The 16,056-nt window shown below is 69.3% G+C and carries 15 protein-coding genes; 10 read left to right on the top strand and 5 right to left on the bottom strand.

Annotation, left to right across the window (positions count from 1 at the left end):
* Positions 1 to 21: 21 nt before the first annotated feature.
* A complete protein-coding gene (locus PTQ19_RS15205) occupies positions 22 to 609 on the bottom strand; it encodes an Lrp/AsnC family transcriptional regulator (protein WP_241263504.1) in 588 nt (195 codons plus the stop codon).
* Between the two features lie 145 nt (positions 610 to 754).
* Here PTQ19_RS15205 and PTQ19_RS15200 point away from each other — a divergent pair, with 145 nt between their 5' ends.
* Genes PTQ19_RS15200 through PTQ19_RS15180 form a run of 5 tightly spaced genes read left to right on the top strand, consistent with a single transcriptional unit; the run spans position 755 to position 5,969 of the window.
* Positions 755 to 2,350 (top strand): ABC transporter substrate-binding protein, encoded by a 1,596-nt coding sequence (locus PTQ19_RS15200; RefSeq protein WP_206550900.1) that lies wholly within the window; start codon positions 755 to 757, stop codon positions 2,348 to 2,350.
* 14 nt (positions 2,351 to 2,364) lie between these two features.
* Positions 2,365 to 3,426, top strand: a complete 1,062-nt coding sequence (locus tag PTQ19_RS15195) for an ABC transporter permease (RefSeq protein WP_179409601.1) — start codon at positions 2,365 to 2,367, stop codon at positions 3,424 to 3,426.
* Positions 3,423 to 4,331, top strand: a complete 909-nt coding sequence (locus PTQ19_RS15190; RefSeq protein WP_224818416.1) for an ABC transporter permease — start codon at positions 3,423 to 3,425, stop codon at positions 4,329 to 4,331. Before PTQ19_RS15195 ends, PTQ19_RS15190 begins: the two co-directional genes overlap by 4 nt.
* Positions 4,328 to 5,119 (top strand): ABC transporter ATP-binding protein, encoded by a 792-nt coding sequence (locus PTQ19_RS15185; RefSeq protein WP_274367949.1) that lies wholly within the window; start codon positions 4,328 to 4,330, stop codon positions 5,117 to 5,119. The genes PTQ19_RS15190 and PTQ19_RS15185 overlap by 4 nt, the downstream gene beginning before the upstream one ends.
* Positions 5,112 to 5,969, top strand: a complete 858-nt coding sequence (locus tag PTQ19_RS15180; RefSeq protein ID WP_206821416.1) for an ABC transporter ATP-binding protein — start codon at positions 5,112 to 5,114, stop codon at positions 5,967 to 5,969. The genes PTQ19_RS15185 and PTQ19_RS15180 overlap by 8 nt, the downstream gene beginning before the upstream one ends.
* Positions 5,970 to 6,052: 83 nt before the next feature.
* Here the strand turns inward: PTQ19_RS15180 and PTQ19_RS15175 are convergent, their stop codons facing one another.
* Genes PTQ19_RS15175 through PTQ19_RS15160 form a run of 4 tightly spaced genes read right to left on the bottom strand, consistent with a single transcriptional unit; the run spans position 6,053 to position 9,889 of the window.
* Positions 6,053 to 6,835 (bottom strand): ABC transporter ATP-binding protein, encoded by a 783-nt coding sequence (locus tag PTQ19_RS15175; protein WP_274367948.1) that lies wholly within the window; start codon positions 6,833 to 6,835, stop codon positions 6,053 to 6,055.
* Positions 6,832 to 7,884, bottom strand: coding sequence for a FecCD family ABC transporter permease (locus PTQ19_RS15170; protein WP_206822551.1), 1,053 nt, complete (start codon positions 7,882 to 7,884; stop codon positions 6,832 to 6,834). The genes PTQ19_RS15175 and PTQ19_RS15170 overlap by 4 nt, the downstream gene beginning before the upstream one ends.
* 3 nt (positions 7,885 to 7,887) lie before the next feature.
* Positions 7,888 to 8,892: a FecCD family ABC transporter permease gene (locus tag PTQ19_RS15165; protein WP_274367947.1), complete on the bottom strand. Its 1,005-nt coding sequence runs from the start codon at positions 8,890 to 8,892 to the stop codon at positions 7,888 to 7,890.
* Positions 8,893 to 8,932: 40 nt separating this feature from the next.
* Positions 8,933 to 9,889: an ABC transporter substrate-binding protein gene (locus tag PTQ19_RS15160; protein WP_274367946.1), complete on the bottom strand. Its 957-nt coding sequence runs from the start codon at positions 9,887 to 9,889 to the stop codon at positions 8,933 to 8,935.
* A gap of 185 nt (positions 9,890 to 10,074) precedes the next feature.
* Between PTQ19_RS15160 and PTQ19_RS15155 the strand changes: the two genes are divergently transcribed.
* The 5 genes from PTQ19_RS15155 to PTQ19_RS15135 all read left to right on the top strand — a co-directional run bounded on the left by PTQ19_RS15155 (position 10,075) and on the right by PTQ19_RS15135 (position 16,019).
* A complete protein-coding gene (locus PTQ19_RS15155) occupies positions 10,075 to 11,046 on the top strand; it encodes a glycosyltransferase family 2 protein (RefSeq protein ID WP_206822549.1) in 972 nt (323 codons plus the stop codon).
* A complete protein-coding gene (locus PTQ19_RS15150; protein ID WP_274367945.1) occupies positions 11,043 to 12,398 on the top strand; it encodes a polysialyltransferase family glycosyltransferase in 1,356 nt (451 codons plus the stop codon). Before PTQ19_RS15155 ends, PTQ19_RS15150 begins: the two co-directional genes overlap by 4 nt.
* Positions 12,395 to 13,702, top strand: a complete 1,308-nt coding sequence (locus PTQ19_RS15145) for an acylneuraminate cytidylyltransferase (RefSeq protein ID WP_274367944.1) — start codon at positions 12,395 to 12,397, stop codon at positions 13,700 to 13,702. Before PTQ19_RS15150 ends, PTQ19_RS15145 begins: the two co-directional genes overlap by 4 nt.
* A gap of 122 nt (positions 13,703 to 13,824) precedes the next feature.
* A complete protein-coding gene (locus PTQ19_RS15140) occupies positions 13,825 to 14,697 on the top strand; it encodes an N-acetylneuraminate synthase family protein (RefSeq protein ID WP_206821422.1) in 873 nt (290 codons plus the stop codon).
* Entirely contained in the window at positions 14,694 to 16,019 is a 1,326-nt protein-coding gene (locus PTQ19_RS15135; RefSeq protein ID WP_274367943.1) for a DUF6716 putative glycosyltransferase, read from the top strand. The genes PTQ19_RS15140 and PTQ19_RS15135 overlap by 4 nt, the downstream gene beginning before the upstream one ends.
* Positions 16,020 to 16,056: the final 37 nt, after the last annotated feature.

Here is a 16,056-nt window from a genome sequence, read left to right as displayed (position 1 = left end):
CGGCGCGGGGGAATCAGCTCTTCAGCGGGGTGGCAGTGTGCTGCGGCCGGCGCTCGCCGGCGTCCACCGCGTCATCCCCAGCGGAACCTCGAGGCTTCGCTCGGGCAGATCCGTCGGCAGCAGGTAGGGCCGGCGGATCACTTCGTCCAGAACCACGACGCTGACCACCGTGCGCACCTCGGGCAGCTGGGCGATCACCCCGGTCGAGAACTCGTGCACACCGCTGACATCGGTGGCGCGAATGAGCAGCATCGCATCGTGCTCACCGGTCGTCACCGCGCAGTACTCGATGTCGGGCATCTCGGCGATCTGTGCGCGGAACGACGCCCAGGCCTGCGGATGCACCGTGACGAAGATCATGGCTCCGATCGACAGCCCGGCGCGGGCCGGGTCGACGCGCGCGCTGAATCCGCTGATCACCCCGTCGTTGACAAGTGCCTCGACGCGGGCATAAGCGTTCGCCCGCGAGATGCCCACCTTCTCGGCGAGAGCGGCGATCGAAATCCGTCCGTTCTCGCGCAGAAGTTCGAGGATTCGGTATGAGACAGCATCCAAGGGAGTGGCACTTCGTCCAGAATCGCGCGCCCGTTCCGCATCAGTGCTGGACATTCTGCATTCCCACCTTCGTTGGTTCGACAAGTTTCGTCTGTATGACGCTAGTCATTGGACAGATCGTCGCACACCATGCGAATGTGAACACGGTCGTCCACACCCGAGTCGACCGCACCCCACATCCCTGCCAATGGAGGTATCCATGCTGTCGACGCTGCGCAAGTCGGCGATTGCCCTCGGAGCGGTGTCGCTCCTCGCTATCACCGGCTGCTCGGGAGGAAACTCCGCCAACAGCGGCAACACGGGCGGCTCGAACTCCGCCGGTGGCTCGCTTGTCATCGACACCGCGTTCTCGGTCGAGACCGCCGACCCGGGGCACACCTACGACCCGACCGGAAACATGGTCGCCAAGGCGATCTACGAGACCCTGGTCGACTTCGAGGGCTCCGACGTCTCGACCCCGGTCCCCGGACTCGCATCGTGGGAGGCCAACGACGGCGCCACCGAGTTCACCTTCACGCTCGAAGACGGTCGCGTCTTCTCGGACGGATCGCCGATCGAGGCGAAGGACGTCGTGTTCTCGCTGCAGCGCATCCAGGGCATGACCGACGCCAAGCCGAACTTCCTGCTCGGCGGGGTCACCATCGAAGAGGTCGACGCCAAGACGATCAGCTTCACCACCGAGACGCCGCTGCTGCAGCTGCCGGCCATCCTCGCCAACCCCGCACTGGGCATCGTCAACGCCGATGTCGTGATCGAGAACGGTGGTGCCACCGATGGCACCGACAGCGCGCAGGCGTTCCTTGACGGCGCGTCGGCCGGTTCCGGCCCGTTCGTGCTCGACACCCTCGACCTCAGCTCGCAGATCGTGCTGAAGGCGAACGAGGAGTACAACGGCGACGAAGAGCCCGCGTACGACCGCGTCGTCATTCGCAACGTCAGCGAGAGCGCCACGCAGCTCGCCAACCTCAAGGGTGGCGACTCGACCGTCGCGATGGACCTCAACGGTGACCAGGTCGCCGGCCTCGGCGAGGGCATCACGGTCGACTCGGTCCCCTCGGGTCAGACGATCTTCCTGCTGCTGAACCAGTCGGCCGACATCAACGGCGACCTGGCGAACGTGAAGCTCGCCGAGGGCATCCGCTACGCACTCGACTACCCGGCCCTGCTGGAACTCGCCGGTGCGGGCTCCGTGCAGGCAACCGGCGTCATCCCGCCCGGATTCGAGGGCGCCCTGGACGAGGGCATCACGCAGGATCTCGACAAGGCCGCCGCGGCCTTCGAGGCCGCCGGCTACACCGGCCAGACCCTCACCCTGCAGTTCCCGAACGACTACCCGGTCGGTGGCGTGGAGTTCACCCCGCTCGCCGAGCGCATCCAGGCACAGCTGAAGGATGCCGGTGTGAACGTCGAACTGGCGCCCGCGCCGTTCGCCACCGAGCTCGACGCCTACGTCAACGGCAAGGAAGGCTTCGGACTGTGGTTCTGGGGCCCCGACTACGCCGACTCGGCCAACTTCCTGCCGTTCGCACCGGGCCTGAAGGTGGGCCTGCGTTCGGGCTGGACCGCTGACGCCAACCCCGAGATCGCCGGTCTCGCCGCAGGCGCTGCCACCGCGACCGACCCCGCGCTGCGCACCAACGCGTTCACCGAGTTCGCCGAGGCCATGCAGGCCGAGGGTCCGTTCGTTCCGATGATCGTGCCCGGTCGCAACATCGCCTCCTCCGACCAGGTCGAGGGTGCTGTCTACAACTCCGTGTGGGAGATGGACATCGCCGAGATCACGCCCGCGGGCTGACAGGACCCCCTGTGATGACGACAGTGGCTGTGCAGACTCAGGCGCAGCGTAAGAAATCTCCCCTCGCGGGGTACCTGCTGCGCCGAGGCGGCACGTCTCTGCTGCTGCTGCTCGGCGTCACGATCGTGACGTTCCTCCTCACCAACCTGGTGCCCGGAGACCCTGTCTCCGCGGCACTGGGTGAGGGGGCGTCGCAGAACCCCGAGACACGTGAGGCCTTCATCAAGGCACACGGTCTCGACCAGCCCCTGTTCGTGCAGTACTTCATTTACATGGGCAACCTGCTGCGCGGTGACCTGGGTACCTCCCTGGTCACCGGGCAGCCGGTCACCGCCGACCTGGCCAAGGCCGTACCGGCGACCATCGAGATCGCGATCTGCGCGATCATCCTCAGCCTCGCCGTCAGCCTGGTGCTCGGCACCCTGGCGGCCTACCGGCGCGGCCTGGTCACCGACCAGGTCGTGCGGGTGGTCACCCTGATCGGGCTGAGCGTCCCCACGTTCTGGCTGGCCCTGGTCAGCTTCTACTTCTTCTTCCTGAACCTCGGCATCGCTCCGGGCTCGGGACGCATCTCACCGTCGATCATCCCGCCGCCCCGCGTGACCGGGCTGTACACCATCGACTATCTGCTCAACGGCGACGCCGTGGGCTGGGCCGACGCGATGGCACACCTGGCGCTGCCGGTGATGGTGCTCTCGCTGGTGACCATCGGCCTGCTCACCCGCTTCATCCGCACCTCGGTGCTCGAAGTGCTGGCCAGTGACTACGTGCGTGCCGCTCGCGCCAAGGGCCTGCCCGCGATGCGCGTGATCGTCGACTACGTGCTGCGCGGCGCGGCACTGCCGGTGCTGACCGTCGTCGGTGTCGCCTTCGGGGCGCTGCTGTCGGGCACCGTTCTCGTCGAGTCCGTCTTCGCCTGGCCGGGCCTGGGCACCTACGCATACAACTCGGCGGCCAACCTCGATCTGCCCGGCATCATGGGCGTCGGTCTGGTCGTCGGCATCATCTACCTGTTGATCAACTTCATCGTCGACCTGCTCTACGGAGTGCTGGATCCGAGAGTGAGGATCGCGTGAGCACCCTTGAACAACCCCGCATGCCGCGGCGTCTGAAGCTGCGCTGGCCCCGGGCCTGGCGTACGCCGCTCGGCGTCATCGGCTCGGTCATCGCCATTGCCTGGGTGATCGTCGCCTTCACCGCCCAGTGGTGGGTGCCCTACCCGCCCAACGCTCAGGTGCTGCCGCGCCTGCAGGAGCCGGGCATCGACACGCTTCTGGGCACCGACGGCAACGGCCGCGACATCTTCTCGCGTCTGATGACCGGCGCGACCGTCACCATCCCCCTCGCCCTGACACTGGTGATCGCCGCCCTTGTGATCGGTGCCACCATCGGCGCCTTGGCCGGATACTTCGGCGGCTGGGTCGATGAGACCCTCATGCGCATCACCGACCTGTTCATGGCGTTCCCGACCGTGATCCTCGCGATGGTCGTGACCGCCTCGCTCGGGCCGTCGCTGTTCAACGCCGTGATCGCCGCGGTCGTGGTGTCATGGCCGCAGTACTCCCGCGTGATGCGCAGCATCGTGTTGTCGTTGCGCGGCCAGAACTACGTCATCGCCGGGCGACTGCTCGGCCACTCGCCGGCGCGCACCCTGCTCGTCGACATTCTGCCCAACACCGCCGGCCCCCTGCTGGTGCTGGCCACCCTCGACATCGGCACGGCGATCCTGCTGCTGTCGGGACTGTCGTTCCTGGGCCTCGGCGCGCAGCCGCCGATGGCCGAATGGGGATCGATGATCTCGGCGGCCATGCAGAACTTCGACGCCTGGTGGCTCGGTGTCTTCCCGGGTCTGGCGATCCTCACCGTGGTGCTCGCCTTCAACTTCATCGGCGACGCGATGCGCGACGTGCTCGACCCGACCGCCGAGGTCACGCACGAGAAGCAGAGCGACCTGGCCGCATCGAGCGGAGGCAGCGCATGAGCATCCTCGACATCCGTGATCTCACCGTCGACATCGGCCGGCCGCTGGTCAAGGGCCTGACGCTGACGCTGGAAGCCGGACGCATCCACGGCCTGGCCGGCGAATCCGGTTCGGGCAAGACCCTCACGGCGATGGCCGTGCTCGGTCTGCTGCCCCGTCACGCGCGCACGGGCGGCTCGATCCGTCTCGGCGACACCGAGCTGATCGGCATGCGTCGGCGCGCCCTGAACAGGGTGCGCGGCCGTCGCATCGCCATGGTGTTCCAGGACCCGTCCGCGTCGCTGCACCCGCAGATCCAGGTGGGCCGTCAGCTCACCGACCACATGAAGGTGCACCTCGGGCTCAAGAAGGACGCCGCTCGCGCCCGGGCGATTGAACTGCTCGAACGCGTGCAGGTGCCTGCCCCCGAGGCGGCGCTCAAGCGCTACCCGCACCAGTTCTCGGGCGGGCAGCGTCAGCGCATCGCGATCGCCTGCGCACTCGCGTGCGACCCCGACGTGCTGCTGGCCGACGAGCCGACCACCGCGCTCGACGTGACCGTGCAGGCGGGCATCCTCACCCTGCTGCGCGAACTCGCCGACGAACGGCAGATCGCGGTGCTGCTGGTCACCCACGATCTCGGCGTGATGAGTGCGATTGCCGACGAGGTGGCCGTGATGAAGGACGGTCGTCTGGTCGAGCGCGCCGACCGCGAGACCCTCTTCCGGTCGCCGCAGCACGAGTACACCCGACAGCTGCTGGCCGCCTTGCCCGGATCGAGCATCGAAGGAGACGATCAGGATGCCTGACGCGAAGGCCACCTCCGACACCGTCGTTCTCGACGCGCAGAACATCGTCGTGAGCTACCCGGGCCACCCGCCCGTCGTCGCCGTCAACGACGTCTCGATCCAGGTGCACGCCGGTGAGACGGTCGCCCTGGTCGGCGAGTCCGGCAGTGGCAAGTCGAGCCTGGCCCGCGCGGCCGTCGGCATCGAGCGCCTCGCCGGCGGTAGCGCGCGCTTTCGTGGTGAGGAGATCACCCCGCTGCGCATGCGCCGTCGTCCGAAGCGCCTGACGGGCATCCAGATGGTCTTCCAGGACCCGTCGACGTCGCTGAACCCGCGCCGCCGCGTGGGCGATCAGATCCAGGACGGCGTCGCCACCGCATTGGCCCGCGGAGCCGAAGGCTCGCGTGTGGAGGAGTGGCTGGAGCGTGTCGGCCTGCCGACGGCATCCGCCACGAAGTTCCCGCACCAGTTCTCGGGCGGGCAGAAGCAGCGCATCGCCATTGCGCGGGCACTCGCCGCGCGTCCGCAGCTGCTCGTCGCCGACGAGCCGATCTCGGCACTGGACGCGTCGACGCAGACCAGCGTCGCGGCGCTCATGCGCGACCTCGTCTCGGAAGCCGGCGCGGGAATGCTGTTCATCTCGCACGACCTCGCCGTGGTGCGACGCATCGCCGACCGCACGTTCGTGATGTTCTCCGGGCGCGTGCTTGAGTCGGGCCCGACCGATCAGCTGTGGGGCGATCCGCAGCATCCGTACACGCAGGCGCTGCTGGCAGCCATCCCCGAGCCCGACGGCGCGGGGCGGATTCCGGCAGCACCGGAAGCCGCCGAGCGGGCGCTGTGGGCCGACGTGCCCGCGGTCGTGCGCTGAGCGCTATCCCGCGACGATTCCACGTCGGACGGTGAGGGCGATCCGACAGTGTCGGATCGCCCTCACCACCCCGCGGGTCCCGCTCAGTGGTGCCACCGGGGCACCACGAGCGGGCTGCCGGATTCTGGGTCGGTGAGCACCCGGGCATCCAGACCGAAGACCTCGGCGAGCAGGCTCTCGGTGATCACCTCATCGGGGGCTCCGGTGGCGACGACGCTGCCGTCGTGCATCGCGATGATGTGATCGGCGTAGCGGGCCGCCTGATTGAGGTCGTGCAGCACCGCCACGAGCGTGTGACCGTGACTCCGATTCAGGTCGCGGCACAGCTCGAGCAGCTCCAACTGGTGGCTGAGGTCGAGATAGGTGGTCGGCTCGTCGAGCAGCAGGATCGGCGTGCTCTGGGCGAGGGCCACGGCCATCCACACCCGCTGCCGCTGCCCACCCGAGAGCTCGTCGACCATCCGGCCCGACAGGTGCCGCACACCGGTGGCGTCCATGGCGTCGGCGACAATCCGCTCGTCCTCGGGTGACCACGGCGAGAACAGCCGCTGATGCGGATATCGACCGCGCTGCACGAGATCGACCACGCGGATGCCATCGGGCGCCACGGGACCCTGCGGCAACAGACCCACCGTGCGCGCGATCTGCTTGGTGGGCTGGGCGTGCAGGGCATGGCCGTCGAGCATCACCCGCCCGCTGGTGGGCGTGAGCAGGCGGGTTAGGCTCTTCAGCAGCGTGGACTTGCCGCAGGCGTTCGGGCCGATGATCACGGTGAACCGGCCGTCGGGGATGTCGACCGAGACGTCTGTGCAGATCGTGCGGTCGGCGTAGCTGAGGGTTGCCTCTTCTACGAGCAGTCGGGTCATCGGGTCTTGCCTTCTCTCATCAGCAACCACAAGAAGTAGAGCCCGCCGATGCACACCGTGACGATGCCGACGGGAAGCGGGGAATGGGGGTGGATGCGCTGCGCCACGACGTCGGCCAGCAACAGCAGGAACGCCCCCACGGCGGCGGTGGGTGCGAGGGCGAGCCCGTCGCTCGGCACGAGCCGCCGCGCGATCTGCGGCGCGGCGAGGGCGATGAACGACACCGGCCCGATCGTCGCCGTCGCGATCGCCGTGAGCGCGACACCCACGATGACCGCCGCGACCTGAACCGAGCGCACCCGCTGGCCCAGCGCCGTGGCGAACGGCGCGCCGATGCGCATCAGCCGCATCGGGCGCGAGAGCAGACCGGCCGCCACGAGGAACACAGCGGCGGCCGCACCGGCCAGCGCGACGTGCCACCACGTGACGCCCGCCAGGCTGCCCGCACCCCACAGGCCCGCCATCAGGGCGTCCTCGACGGTGGCGGTCAGCATGAGCCAGACGTTGAACGAGGCCAGCATCGCGCTGACGCCGATGCCGACGATGATCAGGCGCACGCCGCGCACAGCGCCGCGCGTGATCGAGAGCGAGAACACCACCAGCGCGGTCGCCATGCCTCCGATCAGCGCGGCGATCATCGTCTCGACCGAGCCGCCGCGCAGCACCAGCATCACGATCAGCGCACCCGTGAACGAGCCGGTCTGAAAGCCGATCACGTCGGGCGAACCGAGCGGGTTGCCGGTGAGGTTCTGAAAGATCGCGCCACTGATCGCGAGACAGGCGCCCAACAGGATCGCCAGCAGAATGCGCGGGGCGCGCCACTCGGCGACGACCATGTTCGTGTAGTCATCGCCCGCCCCCGCGATCACCTGCAGTACCTCGCCGAGGGTGATCTGCGCCGAACCGGTGGCCATTGCGAAACAGGCGAGGGCGAACGTGGCAACCCAGAGCACCGAGCAGACGACCACCGAGCGGGCGTCGAGCATCAGCACGGGGCGCTCGGGCTTTCCGACCCGATAGACCGTGCGACCGAAATCGAGCTGTGTCATCGTTCAGACCTCCTGGACTCGTGCGCGGCGCACCATCGCGATCAGCACCGGGGCGCCGATGAAGGCGGTGACCACACCGACGGGAACCTCACCGGCGACAAGCACCCGCCCGAGCACGTCGGCGAAGCCGAGCACCGTGGGTGCCAGCACGATCGAGTAGGCCATGATCCACCCCTGATGCGGACCCACGAGCATCCGAGCAAGATGCGGAGCCATCAGCCCGATGAACCCGATGGGGCCCGCGACGGCCGTGGCACCGCCGGCGAGGAGCGCGATCGAGACGAGTGAGATCAGGCGGATGCGCTGGGGCTTGGCGCCCATGGCGATCGCGGATGCCTCGCCGAGGGCGAGCACGTCAAGAGAGCGGCTGCTCAGCAGCGCGATGACCAGCCCGATGACGATGAACGGGGCGATGGACAGCACGGCGTCGAGGGACTGCGACGCCGTGGTGCCGGCCGACCACCCGCGCATGCGCCGGAGTACATCGGAGTTCGACAGCAGCACGGCCGAGGCGAACCCCGACAGCACGGCGCCGAGGGCGACCCCGGCGAGAGTCATGCGCACCGGGCTAGATCGCACCGGGCCGCTGTTGCCGATGGCGAAGACGAGCACCGAGGTGATCAGGGCCCCGGCAAACGACCACCACATGTAGTCGGCGACGTCGGTGAGGCCGAGAAACGCGAGCCCGAACACGACGGCGAGCGAGGCTCCGGCGTTGACGCCGAGAATGCCGGGGTCGGCGAGGGGGTTGCGGGTGACCGCCTGCATCAGCGCACCGGCGACGCCCAGTGCGGCGCCGGCCAGCAGCACCAGCAGCGTGCGCGGAACGCGCGACTGCCAGACCACGTTCGACAGCGGGTCGGCTGGGTCGGGAGCGAACAGGAACTGGGTGATCTCGGCGGGGGACACCCCTCGCGACCCGACCAGCATGCTCAAGGCGAGAGCAGCGAGGCACAGGGCCGCGAGGGGGATGAGCCCCACGCCGCGCAGCGTGGGCGCGGTGGTCACAGGTGGCTGCGCCGTGGCATCCGTGGTTCTCACCGACGTGTCAGGCGACGTCCTCGGACGCCGTGACCAGCTCGGCCATGGCGTTCAGCCACGCGGCATACGCACTGCTGGTCATGGCACCCTTCGAACCCCAGGGCCCCAGCTGGCCGGCCGACACCGCCGGCAGGCTCTGCCACAGCTCGGCCGTGAACGCGAAGTCGTCCGAGTACCCCTCGACGAGGATGATGTCGGCGGGGTGGGTCGATGCCTCTTCCCAGGCGACCTGACCCCACGGGTTGCCGCTCTCGGGCTTGTCGGGTCCGATCACCGTGGCGCCCAGCTCGGCGAGCAGATCCGACGGGGCGAAGCCCACGGCCGTGTAGAGCATCTCGTTTCCGGGGCTGGTGAACATGATGCCGAGGTCGTTGTCGGCGACCGCGGCGCTGAACGTCTTCTTGGCCTCTTCATAGTCGGCGTCCGCGGCGACGATGTGGTCGGCCTCGACGTCGGCGCCGAAGAACGCGGCGAGGTCGCGGACGGCGGCGATCCCGGCATCCACCGAGTCGGTGTACTGCACCGGAACGAACGGCGCGACCCGCGTCAGCTGAGCGTTGACGTCGTCATCGAACCACGACCAGCCGTCGGCACCGCCGTGGCCCAGGATCGCATCGGGGCGCAGCGCGGCGAGCTTCTCGACATCGATCTCGCCGTCCTGCCCGACGCGCTCGATGTCGCTGATGTCGATGTCACCCATGACGAAGGGGTTGTCGCAGTCGTAACCGAACAGCGCCACCGGCTCGACGCCGTACTCGTGCAGCGAACTGTAGGCGTAGCAGTCCATGACCAGCGTCTCGGGCTGCGCGTCGAACGTGATCGACAGGCCCGCCTCGGTCGGGTGCGTCAGCACGATCTCGTCGGCGGTCTCGTCGGACGCATCCGACGAGGCGGGGCTGGAACCGCACCCGCTCAGTGCGAGGATGCTGACGGACAGGACTGCGGGCAGGGCGTATCGCTTCACAACGAGACCTTTCAGTCGGGATCGGTGCTGCCTGTCGAGGTAGTGCGAGGCGAACGGCAGCACCTGAGAAATTAGCAAAGGCTAACCTAACTCGAGATGCGGGTGGCGTGCACGCCGCTCACCCCTCAACCACCCGTTCACCCGCCGGATGCACACGCGTAACGACGGCGTCGCACGATGGGGCGGTGCGTGGCGCGTCGATGACCGTGATCGTGCCGGCCAAGGACGCCGGCGCGATGATCGGCACGACACTTGAGACGCTCACCCGACAGTTCGACGACGACCGGGCACTCAAACTGGTCGCGGTCGACGACGGCTCCCGCGACCGTACGGGCGAGATCATGCGGCAGTACGCCGAGCGCTTCGCGCACGCCGAGGTCCTTCGCAACGAGGTGCCTCGGGGCCTTGCCACCGCCCGCAACCAGGGGCTGGCGCACGTCGAGGGCGATGCGTTCTGCTTCATCGACGGCGACGACTGGATGCAGCCCGGCCGCCTGCCCGTGCTCGCCCGCGCACTGCACGGCCTCGGCTGCGACTTCGTGCGCACCGATCACGTCACCGTCACCGGCGCCGACCGCCGCCTGGTGCGGGCGCCGTTCACCCATCGCGGCGTCGTCACCGACCCCCGCGCGGCGGTGCTGCCGGTCGAGGACCGCAGCATGGTCGACTACCCCTACGCGTGGGCGGGGCTGCTGCATCGGCGCGTAATCGACGAGGGCCTCGCCGATTTCAGCGACGGCCTGTTCACGGCTGAGGACCGCCCCTGGATCTGGCGGCTGCACCTGCACGCGCAACGGTTCGCCGTCGTCGACGCCCCGCACCTGCTCTACCGGCGCGGCCTGCCCGGGTCGCTGTCTCAGGCCCCCGATGCACGCCAGCTGCATTTCACCCGCGCCATGGGCGAGGTACTCGACATCGTCACGTCGGATCGCGAGGCCGAGCGGATGCTGCCCAAAGCCGTCACCACGGTGCTCGCGCTCAGCGCGCACCACCTCGTGCGGTCACGGCGGATGCCGGCCACCGTGCGCCGCGAGATGCGCCGCGGCATCGGCGACCTGCTCGCCCGCCTGCCCCGAGACCAGACCGATGCCGCGATCGCCCGGTTCGACGGGCCGCGCCGACGGGTGCTCGCCCGCACACTGCGAGGGGCCCGATGAGCAGCATCCAGATCTTCGCCCTGCACAGCCCCTACGGTCTGATGGCCGCCGTCGCCGCGCTCGATGCGGGCCTGCTCGGCGACGCCGAGCGGCGCATCCTGGTGCCGATGAACACCGCGCACGTGCCCGAGACGGCGATCGATCTCGCCACCGCGCCCCGGTTCGCGCGCCTGCGCGCGCGATTCGACACTGTCGAACCGTTGAACCCGATGGTCGATCCGCGGCATCCGACGACCTGGGATCCCGACCCGCAGGACCTGCCGATGATCGAGCGGCTGCTGCGCCGCGCATGGAACCTCGGCGCCGCCCCGGTCGAACTGTTCGTGCAATCGCCGCAGGTGGCGCCCGCCCGCACGCTGATGGCATTGTTCGCCGATGCCCGCCTCGGCGTCATCGGTGACGGACTGATGACCTATGCGCCGATCCGCAGCCTGCTGCCGAGGCAGATCACCGAACGCGTGACGCGCGTCGTGTACCCCGACGTGGTCGCGGGCGTCTCACCGCTGGTGTTCGTCGAGACCGGCGCCGAACGCGTGCCCGTACCCGCCGCCGCCTTCGGCACCGTGTTACGCGAGGTGGGGGAGGCGCGGTCCGATCCGGCGCTCGACGCGCTCGCCGCGGGGTCGGAACGCACGGCCCTGGTCATCGGCCAGTACCTGGCCGCGCTCGGGCTCGTCACCCCGGCCGAGGAGGCCGAGATGCAGGCACGGATGATCGACCGCGCCGCGGATGCCGGAGCCGAGCGGGTCGTCGTCAAACCGCACCCCTCCGCGCCACCATCGCTGGTGGGCGATCTCGCCGCCCGAGCCACGGCCCGCGGCCTGCGGTTCGATGCGTACACCGGAGACCAGCCGGCCGAGTTCGTCGCCCTGCGGCTGGGGGCCACCGACGTCATCGCCGGGTTCTCGACGGCGTTGCCCACAATCCGGGCGATCGCCGGCACGGCCGTGCACGCTGTCGGGACCGCCGAGGTACTTGCCGGCCTCACCCCCTACGAGAACAGCAATCGGATGCCCGCGACCATCGTCGACGCGATGAACCGATCCGAGTGGGACGGTCGCCTGCAACAGCTCGTCGACGCGGTCGGATACGCCATGCAGCCCGAGATCGTCGCACACCTGCGGCCGCGGGCTGTGCGGACGCTCGCCGCTCTGCCGCCGAGCGAGCGGGAACGCTACGTGCCCCCCGCGCGACTGCGCACCCTTGACCTGCCGGGGGCCCCAGAACGCACGCGGCTGCAACGTCTGCTGCTGCCGCGCGGGGGAGTGGGCCGGATCGAAGAACTGAGGCTGACGGTCGTGGGCGCGAAGCGCCGCGCCGGGCGCGTATGGAAGGCAGCGAGCGGACGATGACGGGAACGACGACGGGCATCACGGTGGCGATCATCCCGGCGCGGGGCGGATCGAAGGGGGTTCCGGGCAAGAACCTGCGCCGTGTCGGCGGGGTGCCCCTGGTCGAGCGCGCCGTGCGTGCGGCCGCCACCGCCGACGGTATCGATCTGGTCGTGGTCAGCACCGACGATGAACGGATCGCTGCGGTCGCCCACGCCGCCGGCGCGCGCACGATCGCCCGCCCTGCCGAGTTGTCGGGTGACACCGCGTCATCGGAGAGCGCCCTGCTGCATGCCCTCGACGTGCTCGAGGCGGACGGCATCCGCGTCGCCACGGTCGTGTTCGTGCAGGCGACTTCGCCGTTCCTTCCCAGCGCTGGGATCGCCGAGGCCGCCGCGCACATCGCCGCCGGGCGCTTCGACAGCGTGTTCTCGGCTCACGAGACTTATGGGTTCCTCTGGCACCGCGACGGCGACGGGAACGCGGTCGCGATCAACCATGTCGCCGCGCACCGGCCGCGGCGACAGGATCGCGAGCCGCACTACCTCGAGACGGGGGCGTTCTACGCGTTCGATGCTCAGGGGTTCCGCGCCGCCGGGCACCGCTTCTTCGGACGCATCTGCATCGTCGAGGTGCCCGCGTCGACGGCGATCGAGATCGACGACGAGCAGCAGCTCGCCCTCGCCGACGCGCTCGCGCGGGCGGCGGGCGATGCACTCGCGCCGCGCAAAATCGGAGATCTGCACAATCTCGGAACGATCCCGGCGGATGGTTCCGAAACTGCGCAGAACTCCGAGCGGGCGGATGCCGGATGCCGGGCGGATGCCACAAACCCGGCACCTGCCGGCATCGCCGCACCTGCCCGCATTCCGGCATCCGTTCTCGTGACCGACTTCGACGGCGTGCATACCGACGACACCGCCTTCGTCGACAGCGAGGGCCGCGAGACCGTGCGCGTCAGCCGGGAGGACGGCATGGGGGTGTCGCGGCTACGGCGCGCGGGCATCCCGATGCTCATCCTGTCCACCGAGCAGAATCCGGTGGTCGCACGCCGCGCCGAGAAGTTGCAGGTGCCGGTGCTGCACGGCGTCGACGACAAGGCGTCGGCGCTCGCCGCGTGGGCGGACGAGAACGGCATCGCCCTGACCGATATCGCCTATGTCGGCAACGACGTCAACGACCTCGGCCCGCTGGGCCTCGTCGGCTGGCCGATCGCGGTCGCCGACGCGCACCCTGCCGTGAAGGCGGTGGCGCGCGTCGTGCTCAGTCGCGGCGGTGGACGCGGTGCCGTGCGCGAGGTGATCGAGCGGATGCTGCCGCGCTGACGACCTGTCCGACCGCCACGCTTCTGCCGAACGTCACCCTGCCGCCGCCTCGGGTTCACCTCGCCTGCGTAGACCGGGATGAACCGGCTGGAGCACCCAGCCTCGGGGGGAATGGAGTTGTCATGACCGTGAGCATCGAGGGCCGCGTGATCGGTGGGGGACACCCCACGTACGTCATCGCCGAGATCGGACTGAATCACAACGGCGACGTCGAGATCGCCAAGCGGCTGATCGATGTCGCGCGCGAGGCCGGTGCCGACGCGGTGAAGTTCCAGAAGCGCACCCCCGAGATCGCGACGCCCGAGCACATGCGCGACGTGCCGCGTGAGACGCCGTGGGGCACGATGAGCTACCTCGACTACCGCCGTCGCGTGGAGTTCGACCGCGATCAGTACATCGAGATCGGCGACTACGCGACGATGTCGGGATTGCACTGGTTCGCGTCGCCCTGGGATGTGCCGAGCGTTGGCTTTCTCGAAGACCTCAATGTCGTCGCGCACAAGGTTGCGTCCGCGAGCCTGACCGACACCGAGCTGCTGCAGGCGCTGCGTGCGACCGGCAAGCCGGTGATCCTCTCCACCGGCATGTCGACCATCGAGCAGATCGACCGCGCTCTGGAGACCCTCGGGACCGACCGCACCATCCTGCTGCACGCCACGTCGACGTACCCGATGGAGCCGGGCGAAGCGAACCTCAAGATGATCCCGACGCTGCGCGACCGCTATGCCGGAGTGCCGATCGGGTACTCGGGCCACGAGCGTGGGCTGCAGATCTCGCTGGCCGCGGTGGCGCTCGGTGCTGTCGCCGTCGAGCGGCACATCACCCTCGACCGTGCGATGTGGGGATCCGACCACGCCGCGTCGCTCGAACCGGGCGGCCTGACACGTCTCGTGCGTGACATCCGGGTGATCGAGCAGGCACTCGGTGACGGAGTCAAGCGGGTCTATCAGGGCGAGCTCGCCCCGATGGCCAAGCTACGACGCGTCAGCGCATGAGCTTTCCCGGCAGCACGCCGCCCCGTCTGCGAGTCGTGGCGATCGGCGACGCCGACTCGTTCGTGAAGTGGGCCGCCCACCTCGTCGACCAGGTCGATGACATCAGCCAGCATCTTCTGCTGGTGCAGACACCCTTGGTCGTCAGCGATGCGCAGCGCGACGCCGCGCTGGCGGGCACCCGGTTCGCGCGGCATCCGCGGTCGGTGACCCGCATCCGCTTCTCCGAGGTGACCTCGTGGCTCGCGAAGGACGCACCCGACGTGGTGGTACTCGCCGGGCGGGCGCCGTTCGTGCGGCTGATGGGTCGCGAGATCGACCGACTGCGTCGACGGCCGGTCGTCGTGTCGGGCCTGCCGGGCATGTCGATCCCGGCGTTGCGCGGTGCGTTGGAGTACCGCCGGCACTGCGATCTGATGGTCGTGCACTCGCACCGTGAGGTTGACGCGTTCGAGCGACTGGGTCGTGCGCTCGGCGTGAACGTGCCGATCGCGCTGGCGACGCTGCCGTTCGCGGGGCGCAGGCATGCCGGCAGCGGCGGCACCGATCTGGTCTTCGCCGCACAGGCGCTGGTGCCCGCCGAGCGCGAGGATCGTCGTCGCATCGCTGAGATCCTGCGCCTGGCGGCGGTCGCCGACCCGACCAGGCGGGTCGTGGTCAAGCTGCGCTCGCGCCCCGGTGAGGTCGAGGCGCACCAGGAGCGCGACGGCTACACCGACCTGCTCGACAACGCCCCCGAGAACCTCATCTTCTCGTTCGCGCCGATGCGTGAGGCACTCGACAGCGCCGAGGGGCTGGTCACGGTCAGCTCGACCGCGGCGATCGAGGCGATGGCGGCCGGCGTACCGGTGATCGCCCTCGATGAGTTCGGCGTGCAACCGGCGATGCTCAACCACGTCTTCACCGGCAGCGGCCTGCTCGGTGGCGCCGATGACGTCGTGGCGCGCCGCTTCCGGCATCCGGATCCTGCCTGGGCGGCGACGAACTACTTCCACGATCCTCGCGACTCGGGGTGGTGGGCGCAGGTGCGGATGCTGGTCGCGCAGCGCCGTCGCGGAGACTTACCCGCCCGGGTCGTGCCCGCCGAGCGCGGCGGCGCTCTGCACGCCGCCTGGCACCGCCGTCAGGTGCTCGGCGCAGAGGACACGACGTTCTCGGGGTGGGTCGCGTCGATCGCCGTCACTCCGTTGCTTGCCGCGCTGGCGAGGGTGCGGCGTCGCCGCGCGGGAGGGGCGGATGCCGTCATGGATGACGTCACGCTGGCGCCGAGCCCGCTGGTGGAGCCGATCCGGCGGCGGACGGCAGCATCGCCGCGTATCCGGTAGACTGTTGTGGTTGTCTGCCTTGTGGCATCCATTCGGG

The sequence above is a fragment of the Microbacterium esteraromaticum genome (assembly GCF_028747645.1).
GTDB classification, from domain to species: domain Bacteria; phylum Actinomycetota; class Actinomycetes; order Actinomycetales; family Microbacteriaceae; genus Microbacterium; species Microbacterium esteraromaticum_C.
The sequence above is the reverse complement of the archived record's forward strand: the minus strand, read 5'-3'. Positions and strand labels throughout refer to the sequence as shown.